This window comes from Ruegeria sp. THAF57, from assembly GCF_903914075.1.
Lineage (GTDB): Bacteria > Pseudomonadota > Alphaproteobacteria > Rhodobacterales > Rhodobacteraceae > Ruegeria.
The window spans coordinates 82,535-98,390 of sequence record NZ_CAIWNQ010000009.1 but is presented as its reverse complement, the minus strand read 5'-3'; the positions used below and the strand labels follow the sequence as shown (position 1 = coordinate 98,390).

General features: G+C 55.5%; 14 protein-coding genes. 10 read left to right on the top strand and 4 right to left on the bottom strand.

Annotated features, from left to right (window positions below):
• Window positions 1-98: 98 nt before the first annotated feature.
• A complete protein-coding gene (locus RUESEDTHA_RS18140) occupies window positions 99-1,067 on the bottom strand; it encodes a DUF3137 domain-containing protein (protein WP_180888079.1) in 969 nt (322 codons plus the stop codon).
• Between the two features lie 339 nt (window positions 1,068-1,406).
• Here RUESEDTHA_RS18140 and RUESEDTHA_RS18135 point away from each other — a divergent pair, with 339 nt between their 5' ends.
• The 8 genes from RUESEDTHA_RS18135 to RUESEDTHA_RS18100 all read left to right on the top strand — a co-directional run bounded on the left by RUESEDTHA_RS18135 (window position 1,407) and on the right by RUESEDTHA_RS18100 (window position 11,290).
• Window positions 1,407-3,227, top strand: a complete 1,821-nt coding sequence (locus RUESEDTHA_RS18135; RefSeq protein ID WP_180888078.1) for a hypothetical protein — start codon at window positions 1,407-1,409, stop codon at window positions 3,225-3,227.
• Window positions 3,228-3,237: 10 nt separating this feature from the next.
• Window positions 3,238-4,371 (top strand): hypothetical protein, encoded by a 1,134-nt coding sequence (locus tag RUESEDTHA_RS18130; protein ID WP_180888077.1) that lies wholly within the window; start codon window positions 3,238-3,240, stop codon window positions 4,369-4,371.
• A 2-nt stretch (window positions 4,372-4,373) separates the two neighbouring features.
• A complete protein-coding gene (locus RUESEDTHA_RS18125; RefSeq protein WP_171212538.1) occupies window positions 4,374-4,928 on the top strand; it encodes an RNA polymerase sigma factor in 555 nt (184 codons plus the stop codon).
• Complete coding sequence (locus tag RUESEDTHA_RS18120) at window positions 4,925-5,533, top strand: hypothetical protein (protein WP_180888076.1); 609 nt, start codon at window positions 4,925-4,927, stop codon at window positions 5,531-5,533. Before RUESEDTHA_RS18125 ends, RUESEDTHA_RS18120 begins: the two co-directional genes overlap by 4 nt.
• Window positions 5,534-5,535: 2 nt before the next feature.
• Window positions 5,536-6,951: a S8 family serine peptidase gene (locus RUESEDTHA_RS18115; protein WP_180888075.1), complete on the top strand. Its 1,416-nt coding sequence runs from the start codon at window positions 5,536-5,538 to the stop codon at window positions 6,949-6,951.
• 185 nt (window positions 6,952-7,136) lie between these two features.
• On the top strand, window positions 7,137-8,156 hold the full coding sequence (locus tag RUESEDTHA_RS18110; protein ID WP_180888074.1) for a hypothetical protein: 1,020 nt from the start codon (window positions 7,137-7,139) through the stop codon (window positions 8,154-8,156).
• A gap of 171 nt (window positions 8,157-8,327) precedes the next feature.
• Window positions 8,328-10,571 carry an ATP-binding protein gene (locus RUESEDTHA_RS18105; protein ID WP_180888073.1) on the top strand — a complete coding sequence of 748 codons (2,244 nt, stop codon included), beginning with the start codon at window positions 8,328-8,330 and terminating at the stop codon, window positions 10,569-10,571.
• On the top strand, window positions 10,568-11,290 hold the full coding sequence (locus RUESEDTHA_RS18100) for a response regulator (protein WP_180888072.1): 723 nt from the start codon (window positions 10,568-10,570) through the stop codon (window positions 11,288-11,290). The genes RUESEDTHA_RS18105 and RUESEDTHA_RS18100 overlap by 4 nt, the downstream gene beginning before the upstream one ends.
• A 13-nt stretch (window positions 11,291-11,303) precedes the next feature.
• Here RUESEDTHA_RS18100 and RUESEDTHA_RS20935 read toward each other — a convergent pair whose 3' ends face one another.
• Both RUESEDTHA_RS20935 and RUESEDTHA_RS18090 read right to left on the bottom strand, forming a co-directional pair.
• Window positions 11,304-12,101 (bottom strand): transporter, encoded by a 798-nt coding sequence (locus RUESEDTHA_RS20935; protein ID WP_255431817.1) that lies wholly within the window; start codon window positions 12,099-12,101, stop codon window positions 11,304-11,306.
• A gap of 146 nt (window positions 12,102-12,247) precedes the next feature.
• Window positions 12,248-12,565: an antibiotic biosynthesis monooxygenase gene (locus RUESEDTHA_RS18090; protein ID WP_180888070.1), complete on the bottom strand. Its 318-nt coding sequence runs from the start codon at window positions 12,563-12,565 to the stop codon at window positions 12,248-12,250.
• 210 nt (window positions 12,566-12,775) lie between these two features.
• Between RUESEDTHA_RS18090 and RUESEDTHA_RS18085 the strand changes: the two genes are divergently transcribed.
• On the top strand, window positions 12,776-14,704 hold the full coding sequence (locus RUESEDTHA_RS18085; protein WP_180888069.1) for an amidohydrolase: 1,929 nt from the start codon (window positions 12,776-12,778) through the stop codon (window positions 14,702-14,704).
• Between the two features lie 125 nt (window positions 14,705-14,829).
• The gene (locus RUESEDTHA_RS18080; RefSeq protein WP_180888068.1) at window positions 14,830-15,348 is read left to right on the top strand and encodes a DUF3299 domain-containing protein; all 519 of its coding nucleotides are present in this window, start codon (window positions 14,830-14,832) and stop codon (window positions 15,346-15,348) included.
• Between the two features lie 24 nt (window positions 15,349-15,372).
• Here RUESEDTHA_RS18080 and RUESEDTHA_RS18075 read toward each other — a convergent pair whose 3' ends face one another.
• On the bottom strand, window positions 15,373-15,768 hold the full coding sequence (locus RUESEDTHA_RS18075; protein WP_180888067.1) for a signal transduction protein: 396 nt from the start codon (window positions 15,766-15,768) through the stop codon (window positions 15,373-15,375).
• Window positions 15,769-15,856 lie beyond the last annotated feature (88 nt).

Genomic DNA, 15,856 nt, shown 5'->3' with positions numbered 1-15,856 from the left:
TGCCCTCCGGGAAGTAAATTCCAAGCGGATTTCGGTCCATTCGGCTCAGTCGATATTGCGTTTGCCTGAAAGCACAGGCGAAGCCAACGCCACACCCCTCAGGCGTGCAGGGCGTCGATGATCTGCCTTGGCGTCATCAGATCGCGCAAAGCACGGTGGATGCTGTCATTAGCCTCGCTCAGGGGGGCGCCGGCGACATCAAACCCCAAAAAGCTATGCGGCAAGCTGAGTGCCAGATAGAACCGCCTGCCAGAAAAGGCCGCTGCGCAGTAATCCTTACCTCCCTGAAACCGTCCGGCAATGTCCGTCAGCGTATCGGCGAATTGAGGTTTAAGATACTGACCAAGTTGGGCCGGGTCGTCAGTGTAGACCTCAAAAACCTGTTCGGCATCTTCAACACCCAAATCCCAGCGATGAGTTGGCAAGGTATTGCGGGACGCCCAAGAATACAGCTTGTTCAGGGTCTCGCCAAAATCCTTGACGAACACAGTGCGTGGCATGTAGACCGGGCAGTCGATCTCAAGCACGATTCCGGCGAACAAGGTTCTGTATTTCCGGTCGTCATTGTGATCGCGATAGCTTTCAGAGCAACTCATCTTCAGCAGCTTGTAGTTTGTATCCCGCCATGTTCCCGTGATGGCTGTGTCCTCGCGTATCCGCTCGGCCTTGGGTAAAATCTGCAGGGCAACAAGGCGGCCTATTGGCATAAAGTCGGCGGGGACCTGTGGGTGCAAGTCCATGTTGCCTAGAAACTTGCACAAGATCGGACGCACGAAACCCGACACGTCCTTGCTGATGCGGCTTCCGCGTTCGAGATAGATAATCAACGCTGCACCGCCACCAAACCCCAGTGGAAAAATACCCAGGAGCGGGTGGACGTAATACGATGCCAAAGCAGCCAGAACGACCGAGACAATGCCAATAAGTTTCACCCAGACCATGCTGCGCGAGATAGCGGCTTGGCGCTCTTCCTCTTTGCCGCGCAAAAAGGGGGCAATCTGCCATTCATACACTTCTGCAAACCCCGCTTCGAACGGGGCACTTTCAACAAACTCGTATTCAGCCATCACCATGCCTTTTGCAGTCTGGGTACGTGCAGACTTTACTTCGGGCAGAGCCTTCGGAATATCCCTGCGGGTGTATCAATTGTATCCTGTCAGACACGTTGCACAGGCACCAAAGCCTTGTGTGATTTAGTGCGTGACCCAAGCTGATACACAACAGCAACAATTGAGACATTACAGTGGCTTGTCTCGTTACTGCTCTCTCCTGATCCTTAGCAAAACAATATTTTAGGCAGTTTCGCCGCATAGGGCGTTGCACTGCGACGAGACGACGAGGGCGCAGTTTTGCGGCAGCAATTCAAACAGAAAGTCCGGTGTTTTTTGTGCATCGGTGGATTGGCCATGGCGACCACCCCCGCAGTCGCGCAGGATCTGATTGAAGATCTTGGGACGCTGGAAGCCGGGCAAACGCTTTTCCTGCCGCTCGACATTTCCAGCCTGACCGGAGAGGTGGCAATCGAAGTTGACGGCATCGACATGACCGATGTCGCGGCGGTCGAGAATGGACAGCTTGTTCTGAACATTGTCACCCCTTTGGCGGGTGAGTTCCACGATGTGACCGTCTATCTGCTTGAGGGTGGCGGCTTTGTGCCGATCGCCAGTTACAGCTTCCTGACCACGGCCCGCAGCCGGTTAACAGTTTCCATTGACGCCAGCCACGAGGCCAGCATCCAATCTCTCAACAGCGACGAAGCCGCAAACGCCTCAAGCAGCGGTTCATTTGGCGTGGAAAATGAAGAAGGTAGTTTTCGCGGACAAGTCAGTTACTTGGGCTCAACGCGCCCCGTCGAGAGGATCACCGAAAACCCGGTAGATATTGCCGAATATCTGTTCGAGTTCAATCGCACGCTGGGTGCCACAAACTTAACTGGGCGATTGGGCCATCAGATGCTCGACTATGACCGCGCGCTTGTGGGCGATGTTTCCCGGCGCGGTCTATCGGTCGACATGGGCCTGTTTGATCAGCGCGTGGAACTGGGGGCCTTCGCGTCGCAAAGTGCCGACGCATTGGGAGCCGCCAACTTCACAGGGTTGGCGGACGAAGACAGCCGCATGCAGGGGGCAAGGTTCGCGTTCCAACCTTTTGCTACGCAGGACTTCAGGGTGTCCGTGCAGACCTATACCGGCGATGGTGACCCCTATGGCGGCAGCGCGACAGGTTCCGGTCAAGGCTCGTCGCTTTCGCTGGACGGGACATTGTTGGGTGGGCGATTGTATTATGGGTCGGTTTGGTCACAGACCGAATGGGACGAAGACGACGGCGGCCCATTGCCGGAAACCAGTGCAAATGCGGTTCTGTCCCACCTAAGCTACGACATTTTGAACACGGATGCGGGTGACCGGGCCTTAACCGTGGGGTTGGGCTATGAAAAAGCAGATCAGGACTATTTTTCGCTCGCCAATCCCGGTGTTGCAGTCGGGGCCGAAACCTGGCGACTCACGATGGATTACAGCGCCAACCGGTTCGCTTTGAACATCTTTGCAGATACTCAGAAAACCAATGTCGGGGGGCCATCCGACTGGCCCGAAGATCGGATTTCGCAAGTCCTGACCGACCTCCGCTATGACTTGCAGGGCGAGGGGTTCTGGCAGGGTACAGCCCTGCGTTTTGGGGGTGGCTATATCGAACAGGATCGGCTGACGACCCCCAACGCGGCACCCCCGCCGGAGGATTATACCTCAACAACTTTGTATGTGGGGTTCGACAAGCTGGGGGATGTCGGCAATTGGTCACTGGATTATGTCCGCATCCGTGAAGATGATCAGGGGGTGTTGGATATCGACACCGACAGCCACAGTTTGAACGCAGCTTTTGACTATGGCGTCAACGATCGGGCGAATGTGAATGGCACCGCGGGATACACGCGTGTGGATGGCGATTTTGATACATGGGAGCGGTACGAAGCCACTTTGGGCTTCAGCTATGCGCTGCGGCCGGATGATCTGATTTTTCGGCTCGATACCGGCATAACGCGCACTGATGAACCCTTCGCGCTGGACGGAGAGTATTATGCAACCGAACTGGCGTGGCGGTTCCACCCAACAGCCGAACTGGTTCTGAGCGCAAGCCGCGCCGACGGGCCCTATGCCAGCGAAAGTGGCGGGGACGAGGATACTCTGGTCGGCCTGACCCTTCGCGCAACAACGAATTTCTTCAGGTAGGAGGCGGAGTATGCGATTTCTGCCAACACTCATACTCAGCTTTGTCTTGTCCCTTTTGTGCGGCTTGGCTCATGCAGCGGGGCCGGTTTCCGTCAATCCTCCGACGGCGCGCGTCAATGGGTCGGGTGAATCCGCAATAACCTTGAACTGGCGCGTCGGGGTAATCTCGCGAACAGCAAGAGCCGTTACGGTCACTTCGCCCGGCGCGCAACTCAGCACCGGCGGTACTATTGGCGGCCCGCTGCGCCGAACGGTGCAGCATCCAGGCGGTGGTCTGATCTTTGTAACACTGTCCGAACGGCTTGTTGTTGACCGGACAACAGCGGCACGGATTGCGCAGGCGGGCAACGCCGTTCTGACCCGCAGCTTCACGGATTTCAACGGAACCTCGGCGCCCGCAACCTTGCGCCTGCAAACGACCAGCGGCGGTCCACTGGCCGTGCGTTTTGCTGATCTTGCCTTTGACGACGACAGTCTTTTCCGGGTGGTTCCCAGCGGCTCACAATTGGCGGCCCGGCTTGAGTTGACTACGAACGGACGCGGCATCCTTGACGGCGCGTGGGAGGTTGCCGGTCCGTCGGACGTCGCGGGTGATTTCCGTGTCGTCGGAAGAGTTCGTCAGGTTCTGGCAGGCGCACGGCGCGTCACATTTGAAAGCCCGCCGCTGCCGGTAGATCGACCCGGCATCTACAGGGTGCGGTTCGTACCCTCGCCCGGACAGCGAGGCAGCTTTACGCTATCCGTGCCCGATCTGCGCTATACGGTCACCGCCGTGCCCATTGAGCCGCAAACGCCGGATCCAGCCTCCAAGCCAATGCTAAATCTTTCGGCGCCCCAACCGGGCGCAGGGCTAAGCGCGGCGACTGTGTTCAGTTGGCAACCGGTTCCCAACGCAAGCCTCTATCGTCTGGAATTTCTGGATTCGGGTGCCGGTGGGCTTGCGCCAAAACAGATCGCCGCTTTGGATACCAAAGAACGGTCAACGCGATTGAAAGACTTCACGCTTGATCGCTTGCGTAAGATCAGGGTTTTGCGCTGGCGGGTTGCCGCGTTTGACACTGCAGGGAACCTGTTGGCTGTGTCTTCGGTACGTGGACTGAACACTTCGCCAAGCCAGCAACCTGTTTTGCAGCTTAGGCAATAGCCATGAATAACGCACAACTGAACGCCTTGCTGCAGGCCGTCGCGGGCGGGGACAAGACCGCTTTGGCCGGTTTGTACCGGGCGCTGGAGAAGCCGGTTTACAGATTTATTGCTTCAAAAATGAACGATCCGTTCGAAGCGGGCGACATACTTCATGAGGTCTTCATGGAAGTCTGGCGCTCGGCCGGTAAGTTCGAGGGTCGGTCTGCTGTCAAGACCTGGGTATTTGGAATTGCCTACAGGAAGACGATGGATCACTTCAGAAAACATAAACGTATCTCGCCAAGCGATGACCTGCCCGAGCAGGTTGATGAAGGGCCTGATGCCGTGGCCTGCCTTGCCGCCGCGCAAGAGGCCGAACATCTTCGGTTCTGTCTTGAGGGGCTTAAAGCCGATCACCGCAGCGCCATTGAGCTCGCGTTCTACGAAGACATGAGTTACGGCGAGATTTCGCGCGTGGTTGACGCCCCTGAAAACACGATCAAAACGCGAATTTTTCACGCAAAGAAGCTTTTGTTGCGCTGCCTGTCAGGTCGGATGAAGGAGGCAGCCACATGACCGGTCCAAATAGCGAGGATGATGAACCTCAAGACCTGTTGGTGTTTCTTGCAAATGATACCTTGGAGGGTGAAGAGCGCCGTGTGCTTGAACAGGCCGTTGCTGCAAATCCCGAACTACGGGCCGAGTTGGCTGCTTTGACGGCCGCGCGGATACAAATGCAAGGGACCGAAGTCGAAACCTCTCCGGGTGAGTTTGGGTTGGCAAGGCTTATGCGGGATGCAAATGCAAATCGCTCCGTGACGCAGCCAAAAGCAACAAAGCCCGGACTTTGGAAAATCGCCGCCATTGCAGCAATGGCTTTGCTGGCCGTTCAGGCGACGTTGCCCTATTTGAACACTGGACCAGATGTCGAGCTGGCCGATGGTGGTCCTGAATCTCTGGACACTGGGCCAACCCTGACAGTGGCATTTGCAGCGACAGCCACCGAAAAAGAAATCCGCGCCCTTTTGCTGGAATTGGACTTGACCATCGTGTCCGGGCCGTCGGCTTTGGGTCTGTATACGCTGGCCGCGAAAGACGAAGGCGCCGCCGCCCGTGCGTTGGACCGTCTAAACGCCGCAACGGGGATTGTGGAAAGCGTCGAAGTCGAGGGAGGGGATTGATCATGCGTATTTTCATGCTCCTTCTATTGCTTGCTTTACCGATTGCAGCGCAGGCCGAAGACTTTCGGATCATCGCCACGGGATGCGTAAAGCCCAGAGATACCATCCGAATTGAAGCCCGCGATTTTGGCGGAAGACCCAGTGACATTCTCGCGACCAGCCGGGGTCAGACCCTCAAAATGCAGGTGCTACGCTGGTCACGCAGCCAAGTCACGATCGCTGTGCCGTCGCGGGGGCTTCGGGCGGGCGAAACCTATCGCCTTGTCTGGGCCATCCGTGGAACAACCGGACGAGACCTTGGGTCCATCACGCTTTGCGCACAACGCCAGCGCAACACTGAGCGCGCTGCGCGGGACATGGTGCCTGCGCCGGACGGTTCACCGGAATACACTGTTCTTATCCCAGCGCGACAAGAGCAAACGGCACGGGATGTGTTGCAAGATCGTGGGGCGCAGCTTTTGCGCAGGCGAAATCTACCTCAGATGGGCCGGGTCATGCTGTTTTATGCTTTCCCCCAAGGGCTGACACTTGCAGACGCCCGCGCTGCTTTGGCTATCCCTGCGCCAGATGCTGACGTTGACCGCCATCACATTTACGGGTTTGCGGCCCCGCCGCGTCTCTATGCTGCCGCGATGGTAGGAGATCCTCCTGAGCAATCCTGCGCTCTTCGGCGCGCCGTGCGGGTCGGAGTAATCGACGGCCCTGTTCAGGCGGGCCACCCGGCGCTTGCCGGGGTGCGCATCCAGCGTCAGTCTGTGCTGACGCCGGGGCTCAGGCCCTCGGGAACCGACCATGCTACGGCAGTCGTAGGGTTAATCGCCGGGAATGGCTCAGGCGGGATTATCGGCTTGGCACCGGGTTCAGAGATTTTTGCGGCCGAAGCCTTTGGTCGCGACAAAGGCCGTGAAGGTGCACGGTTGGAAGATATTGCCACGGGTCTGGACTGGCTACGCGCGCGCAATGTTCAGTTGGTCAATATGTCGATGTCAGGCGCGCCTAACGCGGTGTTTGTAGAATTGCTTGCCATAGCCCGCGCGCGTGGCATGGTCGTGGTTGCAGCCGCCGGAAATGACAGCAGCAACGCGCCGCGTTTGCCAGCGGCATCCCCCGATACCATTGCCGTGACAGCAGTGGACGCGGCCCGCCGGATTTATGGCAAGGCAAACAAGGGCCCTCATATCGAGTTCTCTGCGCCGGGGGTCGACTTATGGGTCATTACAGCGAAAGGCGGCGGTTATCGGTCGGGGACATCTTATGCCGCGCCGCTTGTGACCGCTTTGCTGGCCCGGCACGCATCCCTTGGCGGGCTGTCTCTGGACAAAGCGCGACGCATCTTGCGCCAGACAGCCGTTGATCTTGGTCCGTCAGGCCGAGATACGCGCTTTGGTTATGGCCTTGTGCAATCCGGTGGGTGCTGACCGCACAAGGCGCTGACAAAGTCGATACATTCCAAACATCTGCCGGACATCTGCCAGATACGTCTGAACCTTATTCTCACGCCGCAGGCGCAGTTCGAACAGGCCCTCAAAAAAAATTTGAACCTTTCTCGGGTGCCAGACGACAGACAGTCACAAGCAAACAGAAAGCTGAAGGAATTATGATTATGAAGACCGTAACCAGTATCAAAACCGTAGCTCTGATCTCTGGCATTTTTGCCGCCTTGCCGCATGTGGCCTCGGCCGACAGTGGTGTGGCGACCGTAACCAACACAAACCCGACCTCGCTGAAAGTTCTCAGCAACGGTCAGAATTATACCAAGCTGGATCTGAACGGAAAGTTCGTGGTCGGTGCCAATCTCAAATATGACACCGGCACCGCAGGGCGGATCAAAAATTGGACCATGGAGCCTGAAATCACCCATGGTTTCGGTATCGCCGCCAAGGTTCAAGGCACGTCATTTTACAAAAAGACAGTCACCTATTCGGTCGGCAATCGCCCTAAGTCCATCGACTATAACTGGCCCTTCGCCCTTAGCGTCGGCACGATCGAATCCGCGGCTGTCAGCATGTGCGAAATGAAAGCAACCGTCCTGCGCAACCAGGGTAAATCGGACAAGCAAATCTTTGGTTCTAACCACGAGGTGAGCTTTAAGGTTTCGCTGAAAACCACGGTCGAGGCGTCGGGCGCCGGGTCCAATAACCAAATCTGGGAATATTCTGCGCCGAAGACGGTCAAGATCGTCTGCAGCAAGTTCTCAGGGCCGCGCGTGCCTTTGGCCGGGGGTGGCGTTAAAGGCTATACCCAGCCGGTTTCCGTAAAGAAGGCTACGATGAAACTGACTGAAATCGCGCCGCCCAACGGGGCCTGCAAAATCAAGACTACAACCGCAATTTCCACCAATACGGCCAACGCTCAGATCAAGTATCGGTTCGTGCATAACACTGGCAAGAAAAGCAACGTCTTTACCGCCAAGACAGCACCCAACAAGATCGCCGTGGTGCAGCACACCTGGGATATTCCCAACGGCAACGGCCCGGAAAACGGTTGGGTGAAAATCGAAGGTGTCTCGCCCAAGTTCCAGTCGAACGGTGCCAAGTATTCGATGAATTGCAAAAGCCCGGGCAATGGCGGTCTCAAGGTCCAGTCGGGTGGAAGCAAGCCCAAGACTCTTCGATTGAACTGATTTATCTTAACGAGTGATCGGCCCCCTCTGAACGAGGGGGCCTTTTTTGTGTACGCCTGCCAAAGCAGGCATTTGGCGCAGATACAATTGATACAAACGGATTTATGTGGTGACGTCAGACAGACACGTCCTGCGGTCACATAGAAAGTTCACTATTTGAAGAGAAACCAGATGCATTCACGCGCCGCCAAGTCCCAGCCCCAAAAATCTGACGCAACCGTCAGTTTTTTCCGTTTCGACAGGGCTGGTTTGTGCGTGGAATGGAACGGTGTCATCCCGGCTGGGCTGCCTGCACCTGAAAGTTTGTCAGAACGCGCTTTTCTTGATGAGATTTTGTCCAACGCATTGAAGTTGACCGCCGAAGAAACGGTCTGTTCTGCAAGAACGGCCGCGAGCCTGTTGCTTGGTGGAAACGCCAGCGTCACGATGGAACTGCAAGGCAATCAAGTGGTGGTCGTTTCCAGCTTTGAGTGCGGCAATGACCGCGGGTATGTGCTTGCACCGCTGGGAGGTAGGGAAGACGCCGCTGCGCGGCAGGTTGACACGGACACCGCACGCGACTTGCTGCACAGCGCAATTCACCCGTTGAGGGATGGCATCAGCCTGTGGGATCGGGATGGCTGCCTGATCGTCTGCAATCCCGCATTCTCGAGTTTTGTTGGTCTTGCCGAGCGAGATGTGCAACCGGGCATTCGGTTCGAGGATTTTGCGTGTGCTGTTGCGGCAAGGGGACATTTTGCACCCCATTCAGACAGCAAGGACGCCCTGATCCGGTTGAGCGCGCAAACGGTTGCAGAAACCAGGCTGGACACGCGCGATGGTCGTCCAGTCACCTTCTCTGGCAGGAAAAGCGACGCGGGCGAATTGTTGCTGACCCTCTCGGACCAGAGCGGACGGGATCAGATTGAGCAGGCGCAGCGCGAAGCCGATCTGCTGGTACGCACGATTGTTGATGCCTCGCCCACGCCTTTTCTGGTCTCGCGTGTGGATGACGGCAGAATCCTCTATTGCCCTCCGGCCTCGCGGGAACGTTTTGGTCAATTGGATACCACGCTGGGGTTCTTTCTGAACCCCGAGGATCGACAGGCCTATCTGGATGCGCTGTTACCCACGGGGCAGTTGGACAATTACCCCGTCCGATTCCTTAAACAGGATGGAAGCGTCATGCAGGGGCTGACATCGGCCCGGGTGATCGACTTCAAGGGTGAGAACGTCATCGTATCATCAACGCGAGACATGACCGATTACCTGCAGATGCAGGACGAACTGGAAAAGCAGCGCGAAATCGCACATCAGAACGAGAAATTGTCAGCGTTGGGATCGTTGCTTGCGGGTGTGGCGCACGAGTTGAACAACCCTCTGTCCATCGTCGTCGGCTATGCGCTGATGTTGCAGGACAAGGTTGATGATCCTGTTCTGAAGCGCCGGGTGGAACGTATTGGTCAAGCCGCTGAACGCTGCACAAGGATCGTGCGGGCGTTCTTGGCCATGGCCCGCCAACGTCCGATGGAAATTGTGCAATGCGATGTCGGAACTCTTGTCGAAGCTGCGCTCGAGATTTCGGGGTACGGGTTGAAGAGTTCCGGCGCAGATGTGCGGGTCGAGTTGGACCCAAATGCGCCATGTGTTGATGCAGACCCCGATCAGATTGTTCAGGTTTTGACCAATCTTGTGGTCAACGCGGAACATGCTGTCGCGAGTTTGGGCGAACAGGGCCGCGTCACACTGCGCAGCGGGACGGAACCGAAGTCTGGTCATGTTTTCATCGAAGTCGACGACAACGGGCATGGAATTGACCCCGCCATCCAGTCCCGGATTTTCGAGCCGTTCTTCACGACCAAGGTGGCGGGCGAAGGGACGGGGGTTGGACTGGCCTTTTGCCATCGCATCGTGACCAGTCATGGCGGCAGGTTGACCGTCGAAACAGCACCAGGTGAAGGTGCAAGATTTCGGATTTGCCTGAAACCAGCATCACCTGATCAGGCCGCTCCGAACGCCGAAGAAACGCTGTCCTCGAACACCTCGAGGCTGAAGGTACTCAGCATCGACGACGAGCAAGATGTAACCGAGTTGATTTCCGATATTCTCGAGGATGCTGGATACGAAGTGACAACTTGCAACGATTCCCGGGACGCATTGGATTTGCTGGAGCGGGACGAATACGATGTCATACTCAGTGACATGACAATGCCGGGTATGGATGGGACGGAATTGTTGAAGCTGATTGCGCAGCAAAAGCCCGAGTGCTTGACCCGCTTTGGTTTCGTGACAGGTAACGCAATGAGCCGTAAGACGATAGAGTTTCTAAAATCCAACAATTGCAGATACATGGAAAAGCCAATTGCGCCTCAGGACCTGTTAAGACTGGTCGACCAGATTTTCAATTCGCACGAGGCAGGCGGGCCCCGGTCATGAGCAATGGAAACATCATCATCTGCGATGACGAACCGCATCTTCGGGAAATGGTCGCGGAATACCTGGCCGAGCGCGGCTTTGACGTCCGCGAGGCCGAGAATGCAGACGCGCTGTTTGACTGTATCAGCGACGGTCCTGCACCGGATCTGATTGTTTTGGACATCAACATGCCGGGCCAGAATGGTTTGGCTGCATTGCAACGGCTGCGGCAAGAAACAGAAGTTCCGGTCATTATGTTGACCGCTGCGGCTGACGTCATCGACCGTGTTGTTGGGCTTGAGATGGGTGCGGATGATTATCTTGGTAAACCCGTTGACTTGCGCGAGTTGGAGGCGCGGATCAAAGCTGCCATTCGGCGCTGGCCCGCAGCAGGGGGTGGTGGCGAACCGGCCGCTCCTGCCAACCAAACCTGTCTTGCGGCCAAAGTGCCATTCGGAAGCTGCTGCCTGGATTTGGACGCGGCGCGTCTTTTCGACACCGAGGGGCAGGAAATTCCGGTGACCGCGATGGAATTTAACTTGCTTCGGGTTTTTGCCGAGAACCGGGGCCGAGTTCTGAACCGGGACCAGCTTTTAGAACGGGCCCACGACCGCGGTTGGGAACCTTTCGACCGCTCAATCGACCTGCGCATTTCCCGCCTGCGGCGAAAGATCGAAAGGAACCCTTCTAAACCCGAGGTCATTCGCACCGTTCGGGGTATCGGTTATATTTTTGGGTGACCGCGTCAGACCACTATCGCGGGAACAGCAAGGTCAGGATCAGACGTGCGCCCCAACCTTCAGGCCCTGCATCCGTGCTATCTGCCCAATAACGAACACCGCCACCGACGCTTATGAGTTGATCACCAACTTTGGTCACTTTCGTTGCGACCGCGTTAAGCGGAACCGACCATTGCTCGGCTTCCCAGTCATAGGTGGACTCGCTGTTAAGCGTGAATGTCCATGCATTTGGAGTCGTGTAAGACAGGAAGGGCTGTAAGAACGTCTGGTTGACGTCAGTGTCGCCGCTGATGTCCCAGATGTGGTTGGTCAACCCTCCGTATGTCCATGGGCCCTGTTGTTTGAGGGCTACTGCCGTTAGGCCTGCGCCCCATTCACCAAGACCCAATGTGTCATCCGTGGATGTTGGCAGCAGAAATACCGGGCCAGCACCCCATATCCATCCCCCAGCAGTTGGCCGCTTTGGGGAAATAAAGAAACTTTGGACCGTATCACCCAATCCAAATTCGCTGCCTGCGCCAGTTGGGATGCCATCGGTGGACACAACGGGCAAAATCGTTCGAGAGATCAAATTCAAATCTTCAGTCAAGTCAAAAGGAATGACGGGTTGAATGTTCAGGGTCCAGCGGGACCCGCCATCATCTGGCCCGATGTTCTCATCATAATTCAGTTGGAACGGCACACTGATTAGTGCCGCGACAGGGTTCGCCAACTGCTTGGCCAGATCTTCAGCTTCTGACTGCGCCTGCGCAGCGCCTGTTCCAATGAATGCCGAAATTAATACCAATCCAATAAATCTCAGGAATTGCAAATGTCTCATCCTTCTTAAAATACAAAGACTTCGAGCGAGTGTTGGAAAATGCCAACTATTGCGTCTGTGGCATACAATAGCCTTAGCCCTACGGGTTTCAAAACGAAACCTATGGATACTAGGCAAGATCTTGCGACCAACGTGTTTCAGTAATCGTGGTGCTCAATTTCTTCATAATGTGCGCTGGTCAAATCCCACCGACTAAGGACTCTTTGCGCCTCAGCCGGAACATAGCAACGCTCATAATCCTCGCCCTGAAAATCAATGACGTTTTGCAGACTGTCGAAGGTCATGATGGTCATAAACTCGACCTCTTGCCCAAGATCCCGGCGCAATAGCTCGATTTTGCGATAGCCCGGGATGTTCTTGGCCTCGATGCCGGGAAACACCGTGTCGTGCAGCAAGGCCTGATAAGTATCAGCGTTTTCATGCGTCGTGTAACCATGCCAAATGCGTTTGATCATCCTTAACCCTTTCGCGAAACCGCCCTAACCTTAATCGTGTATATCGCAAACAACGATACCATGGCATCAGGACGTGGCGTCGACCCCTCAGCAGGTTTCAAGGGCACATGATGAGCAATAAGTCCTGAAAACCGAAGAAAAATTTAGTTGATTGAATCACCGCGCAGGTAGAAGATCGCCTCTGTGTTTTCTCTTGAACGAGGTAATGCCATGAATTTTTCAAAACTGTTTTCCGTACTGTCACTCACCCTTCTACCAATTGACGCCCTCGCACAATCCTCGGCGCTGCAAGACGCGTACCAGCAATTTCCAAAATTCCCGGCGACCACCGTTTACGTCGGGAAAGAGATCGTCACGATGAACCCGGACGCACCCATGGCGGAAGCGGTGGCCGTCAAAGATGGCCGCATAGTGGATGTGGGGGTCTTGGCTGATATCGAACAGCGTATTCCCGAAGGTAGCTATGCAATTGATCGTGGATTCGAAGATAAGGTGATTGTCCCGGGCTTTATCGAACAGCATCTTCACCCTCTGCTTGGGGCGTTGGTGATGATGTCTGATGCCATTATCTCAATCGAAGACTGGGAAACCCCAAACGGTTTTGCGCCGCTTGCTATTGATCAGGAGGCATTCAGAAACCGACTGGTCGAAGCAGTCGAAAGCTTTGATACCAGTCTGGATCGCCCAATGATGGTCTGGGGGTATCACTCAACTTGGCACGGCGACATGAGCCGCGCGATCCTTGACGAGCTGGTGCCAGATGTTCCGGTTGCTGTTTGGCAACGCTCCACCCACGAGATGTACTTCAACACTCTGGCGCTCGAGCAGTTGGACATTACCGGCGACTATATTCAAAGCTGGCCAAGTCAGCTGGCGATATCGCAGGCTGATCTTGAGAATGGACATTTTCTGGAGGCCGCCTTCTGGGAACACGTCTTCTTTGAGAAGTTTGCGCCCGCTTTTGCATCAATCGACCGGGTAGTGGACGCGCTGGAATACACGCAGGATTATTACCACAGCAACGGCATCACGACCCTGGCCGAGCCCGCAGGCCCTGTAGATCAAAACGCGCAAGCCTTGGTGGCAAAAGCGTTCGGGCCGGATGACACGCCGTTCAACTTCTACTTTATCCCTGACGGACGCACGCTGGGCGGGATGTTCCTCGAGTCCGAAGGCCCCGAACGTATGCTGACGGAAACCGAAGCCATGCTGGGTTGGAGCGAGGGCAGAACGCAATTCCTGCCCAAGCAGATCAAGCTGCTTTTGGATGGCGCAATCTATAGCCAGTTGATGATCATGCGCGACGGATACACGGATGGTCACAAAGGCCAGTGGATCATGACGCCCGAGTTCTTCGAGGACGTGTTCGATGTGTATTGGGACGCCGGATATCAGATCCATATACATAACTTGGGAGACGGGGGTCTGGATATCGTTCTCGACACGTTGGACGCCGCTATGCAGCGCAACCCGCGCGACGACCATCGGACGGTGATGGTGCATTTTGGATATGCCCAACCGGACCAGATCGTCCGCATCAAGGATCTTGGGGCGCTTGTTAGTGCGAATGCAGTTTATACGCCGACTTTGGCTGACAAATATGCAGCCGAAGGCGTCGGACGCGAACGGACAGAACGCATGGTGCCTTTGGCCGATGCCGTGAATGCAGGTATTTCCATCTCATTGCATTCCGATATGCCGATGGCACCTGCTGTTCCGCTTAAATTTATGTGGGCCGCCGTGAACCGCGTGGCAACAAGTGGCTGGGTGCCGGGACCGGACCAGAGGATCAGTGCGGAAGACGCGCTCAAAGGGATAACGATCGGGGCGGCATATTCATTGCGATTGGAAGATGAGATCGGTTCGATCGAAACCGGCAAGCTCGCAAATTTTACGATCCTTGAAGACAACCCTTTGACAGTCGACCCCATAAAACTGCAGGAGATTGGCGTTTGGGGCACGGTCCTGCAAGGCCGGGTACAACCGGTACCGGTAGAAAGCGACCCTGATGACAGGGCAGGTATCGAACTGGAAAACGACGATCAAATACTTGAAGCCGCGTTGCGCCATGCACGCAACAAGGCGCATTACCACGATCACTCACCCAAGAAACTCAAGGGCCTTCCGGCTTTCAACTGAATGAGCACATGGAAAGATCCACGACCATACGCCCCATTGTCGAGGGGGAATACAAGTTTTGGGGCCATTCTTGATTTACGAAAAGCGTTGATCTGAAATCGTGGCAAAGGGGAAGAGGTTGAACCATGACCCAGACGCGAAGAGATTTTTTGATTGCGACGACCCTAAGCGCCGGAAGTGTGCTGAGCCCCGCTGGCGTGCTTGCGCTGGATGCTGAACCTACGCAACTAAGCTGGAAAGATCTTGCACCGGGGGCCGAGACTACGGTCGTTCAGCGCCTTCGAAATGGTGGCATTGTTCAACATGGTGAATTGTCAGAACCCGTTGACGCCGAAAAGGGCGCGCAACTGACCACGAAATACAACGGCCTGCGGGTTCGCCTGCCGGGGTATCTCGTGCCTTTGAAATTTGAAGAAAACAAGGTTTTGTCCGCGCTTCTGGTGCCATATGTCGGCGCATGTATTCATGTGCCTCCGCCGCCACCAAACCAATTGGTTCTTCTTACATTGGAGACCCCTTATGAGTTGGAGGCTTTGTTTGAGCCGGTTTGGGCCATCGGGGTATTCTCACTAAACAAGGCTGAGACCCAACTCGCGAAAGTTGGGTATGCTATTACCACGGAAGAAATTCAGTCGTTCAACTGAGCCCGACCCATTCAAGTATTCGGCTTATTGGCCTTCAAGCGCCGCGCGATAGGCGATGTTTATCATGTAGCCATCGAGATATTCGGCGCGGGTCAAATTTTCATCGTTATCGAGGTCCGCTTTATGAAAATCTGCGTTCATGACGGCTTCAAACTCTACCACGGCGATACTTAGGTTGCCATCGCGGTCAAACATAGCAAACAGAATCCGCTGCGCGGTATCATAGGCTTCTGGTCGTCCAGCGTCTTGGGCAATAGCTTTGAACCCGAAGTCAAAGGTCGAGAATTCCTCAAAGTCCACCGATTTATCTTCGTTTGAATCCATCGATGTAAAAACCGACCGACCGAAATCCAAAAATTCGCCCTTGTCGATTGAACTGTTGGGGTGTTTGTCAACCTCGCCGAATATCGTATCAGCCAACTCGCATCCGGGAGTGTCGCAGCCATCATTTTGGGCCCAAGACGCGCTGGCCAAAGTCAACGGAATGACCCATTCAAGAAGTTTTCTC

Excerpts from the sequence above, each read along its gene's own strand:
- RUESEDTHA_RS18130 (WP_180888077.1), top strand. The coding sequence starts at position 3,238 with ATGCGATTTCTGCCAACACTCATACTCAGCTTTGTCTTGTCCCTTTTG.
- RUESEDTHA_RS18115 (WP_180888075.1), top strand. The coding sequence starts at position 5,536 with ATGCGTATTTTCATGCTCCTTCTATTGCTTGCTTTACCGATTGCAGCG.
- RUESEDTHA_RS18125 (WP_171212538.1), top strand. The coding sequence starts at position 4,374 with ATGAATAACGCACAACTGAACGCCTTGCTGCAGGCCGTCGCGGGCGGG.
- RUESEDTHA_RS18120 (WP_180888076.1), top strand. The coding sequence starts at position 4,925 with ATGACCGGTCCAAATAGCGAGGATGATGAACCTCAAGACCTGTTGGTG.
- RUESEDTHA_RS18135 (WP_180888078.1), top strand. The coding sequence starts at position 1,407 with ATGGCGACCACCCCCGCAGTCGCGCAGGATCTGATTGAAGATCTTGGG.
- RUESEDTHA_RS18080 (WP_180888068.1), top strand. The coding sequence starts at position 14,830 with ATGACCCAGACGCGAAGAGATTTTTTGATTGCGACGACCCTAAGCGCC.
- RUESEDTHA_RS18140 (WP_180888079.1), bottom strand. The coding sequence starts at position 1,067 with ATGGCTGAATACGAGTTTGTTGAAAGTGCCCCGTTCGAAGCGGGGTTT.
- RUESEDTHA_RS18110 (WP_180888074.1), top strand. The coding sequence starts at position 7,137 with ATGAAGACCGTAACCAGTATCAAAACCGTAGCTCTGATCTCTGGCATT.
- RUESEDTHA_RS18090 (WP_180888070.1), bottom strand. The coding sequence starts at position 12,565 with ATGATCAAACGCATTTGGCATGGTTACACGACGCATGAAAACGCTGAT.
- RUESEDTHA_RS18100 (WP_180888072.1), top strand. The coding sequence starts at position 10,568 with ATGAGCAATGGAAACATCATCATCTGCGATGACGAACCGCATCTTCGG.
- RUESEDTHA_RS18105 (WP_180888073.1), top strand. The coding sequence starts at position 8,328 with ATGCATTCACGCGCCGCCAAGTCCCAGCCCCAAAAATCTGACGCAACC.
- RUESEDTHA_RS18085 (WP_180888069.1), top strand. The coding sequence starts at position 12,776 with ATGAATTTTTCAAAACTGTTTTCCGTACTGTCACTCACCCTTCTACCA.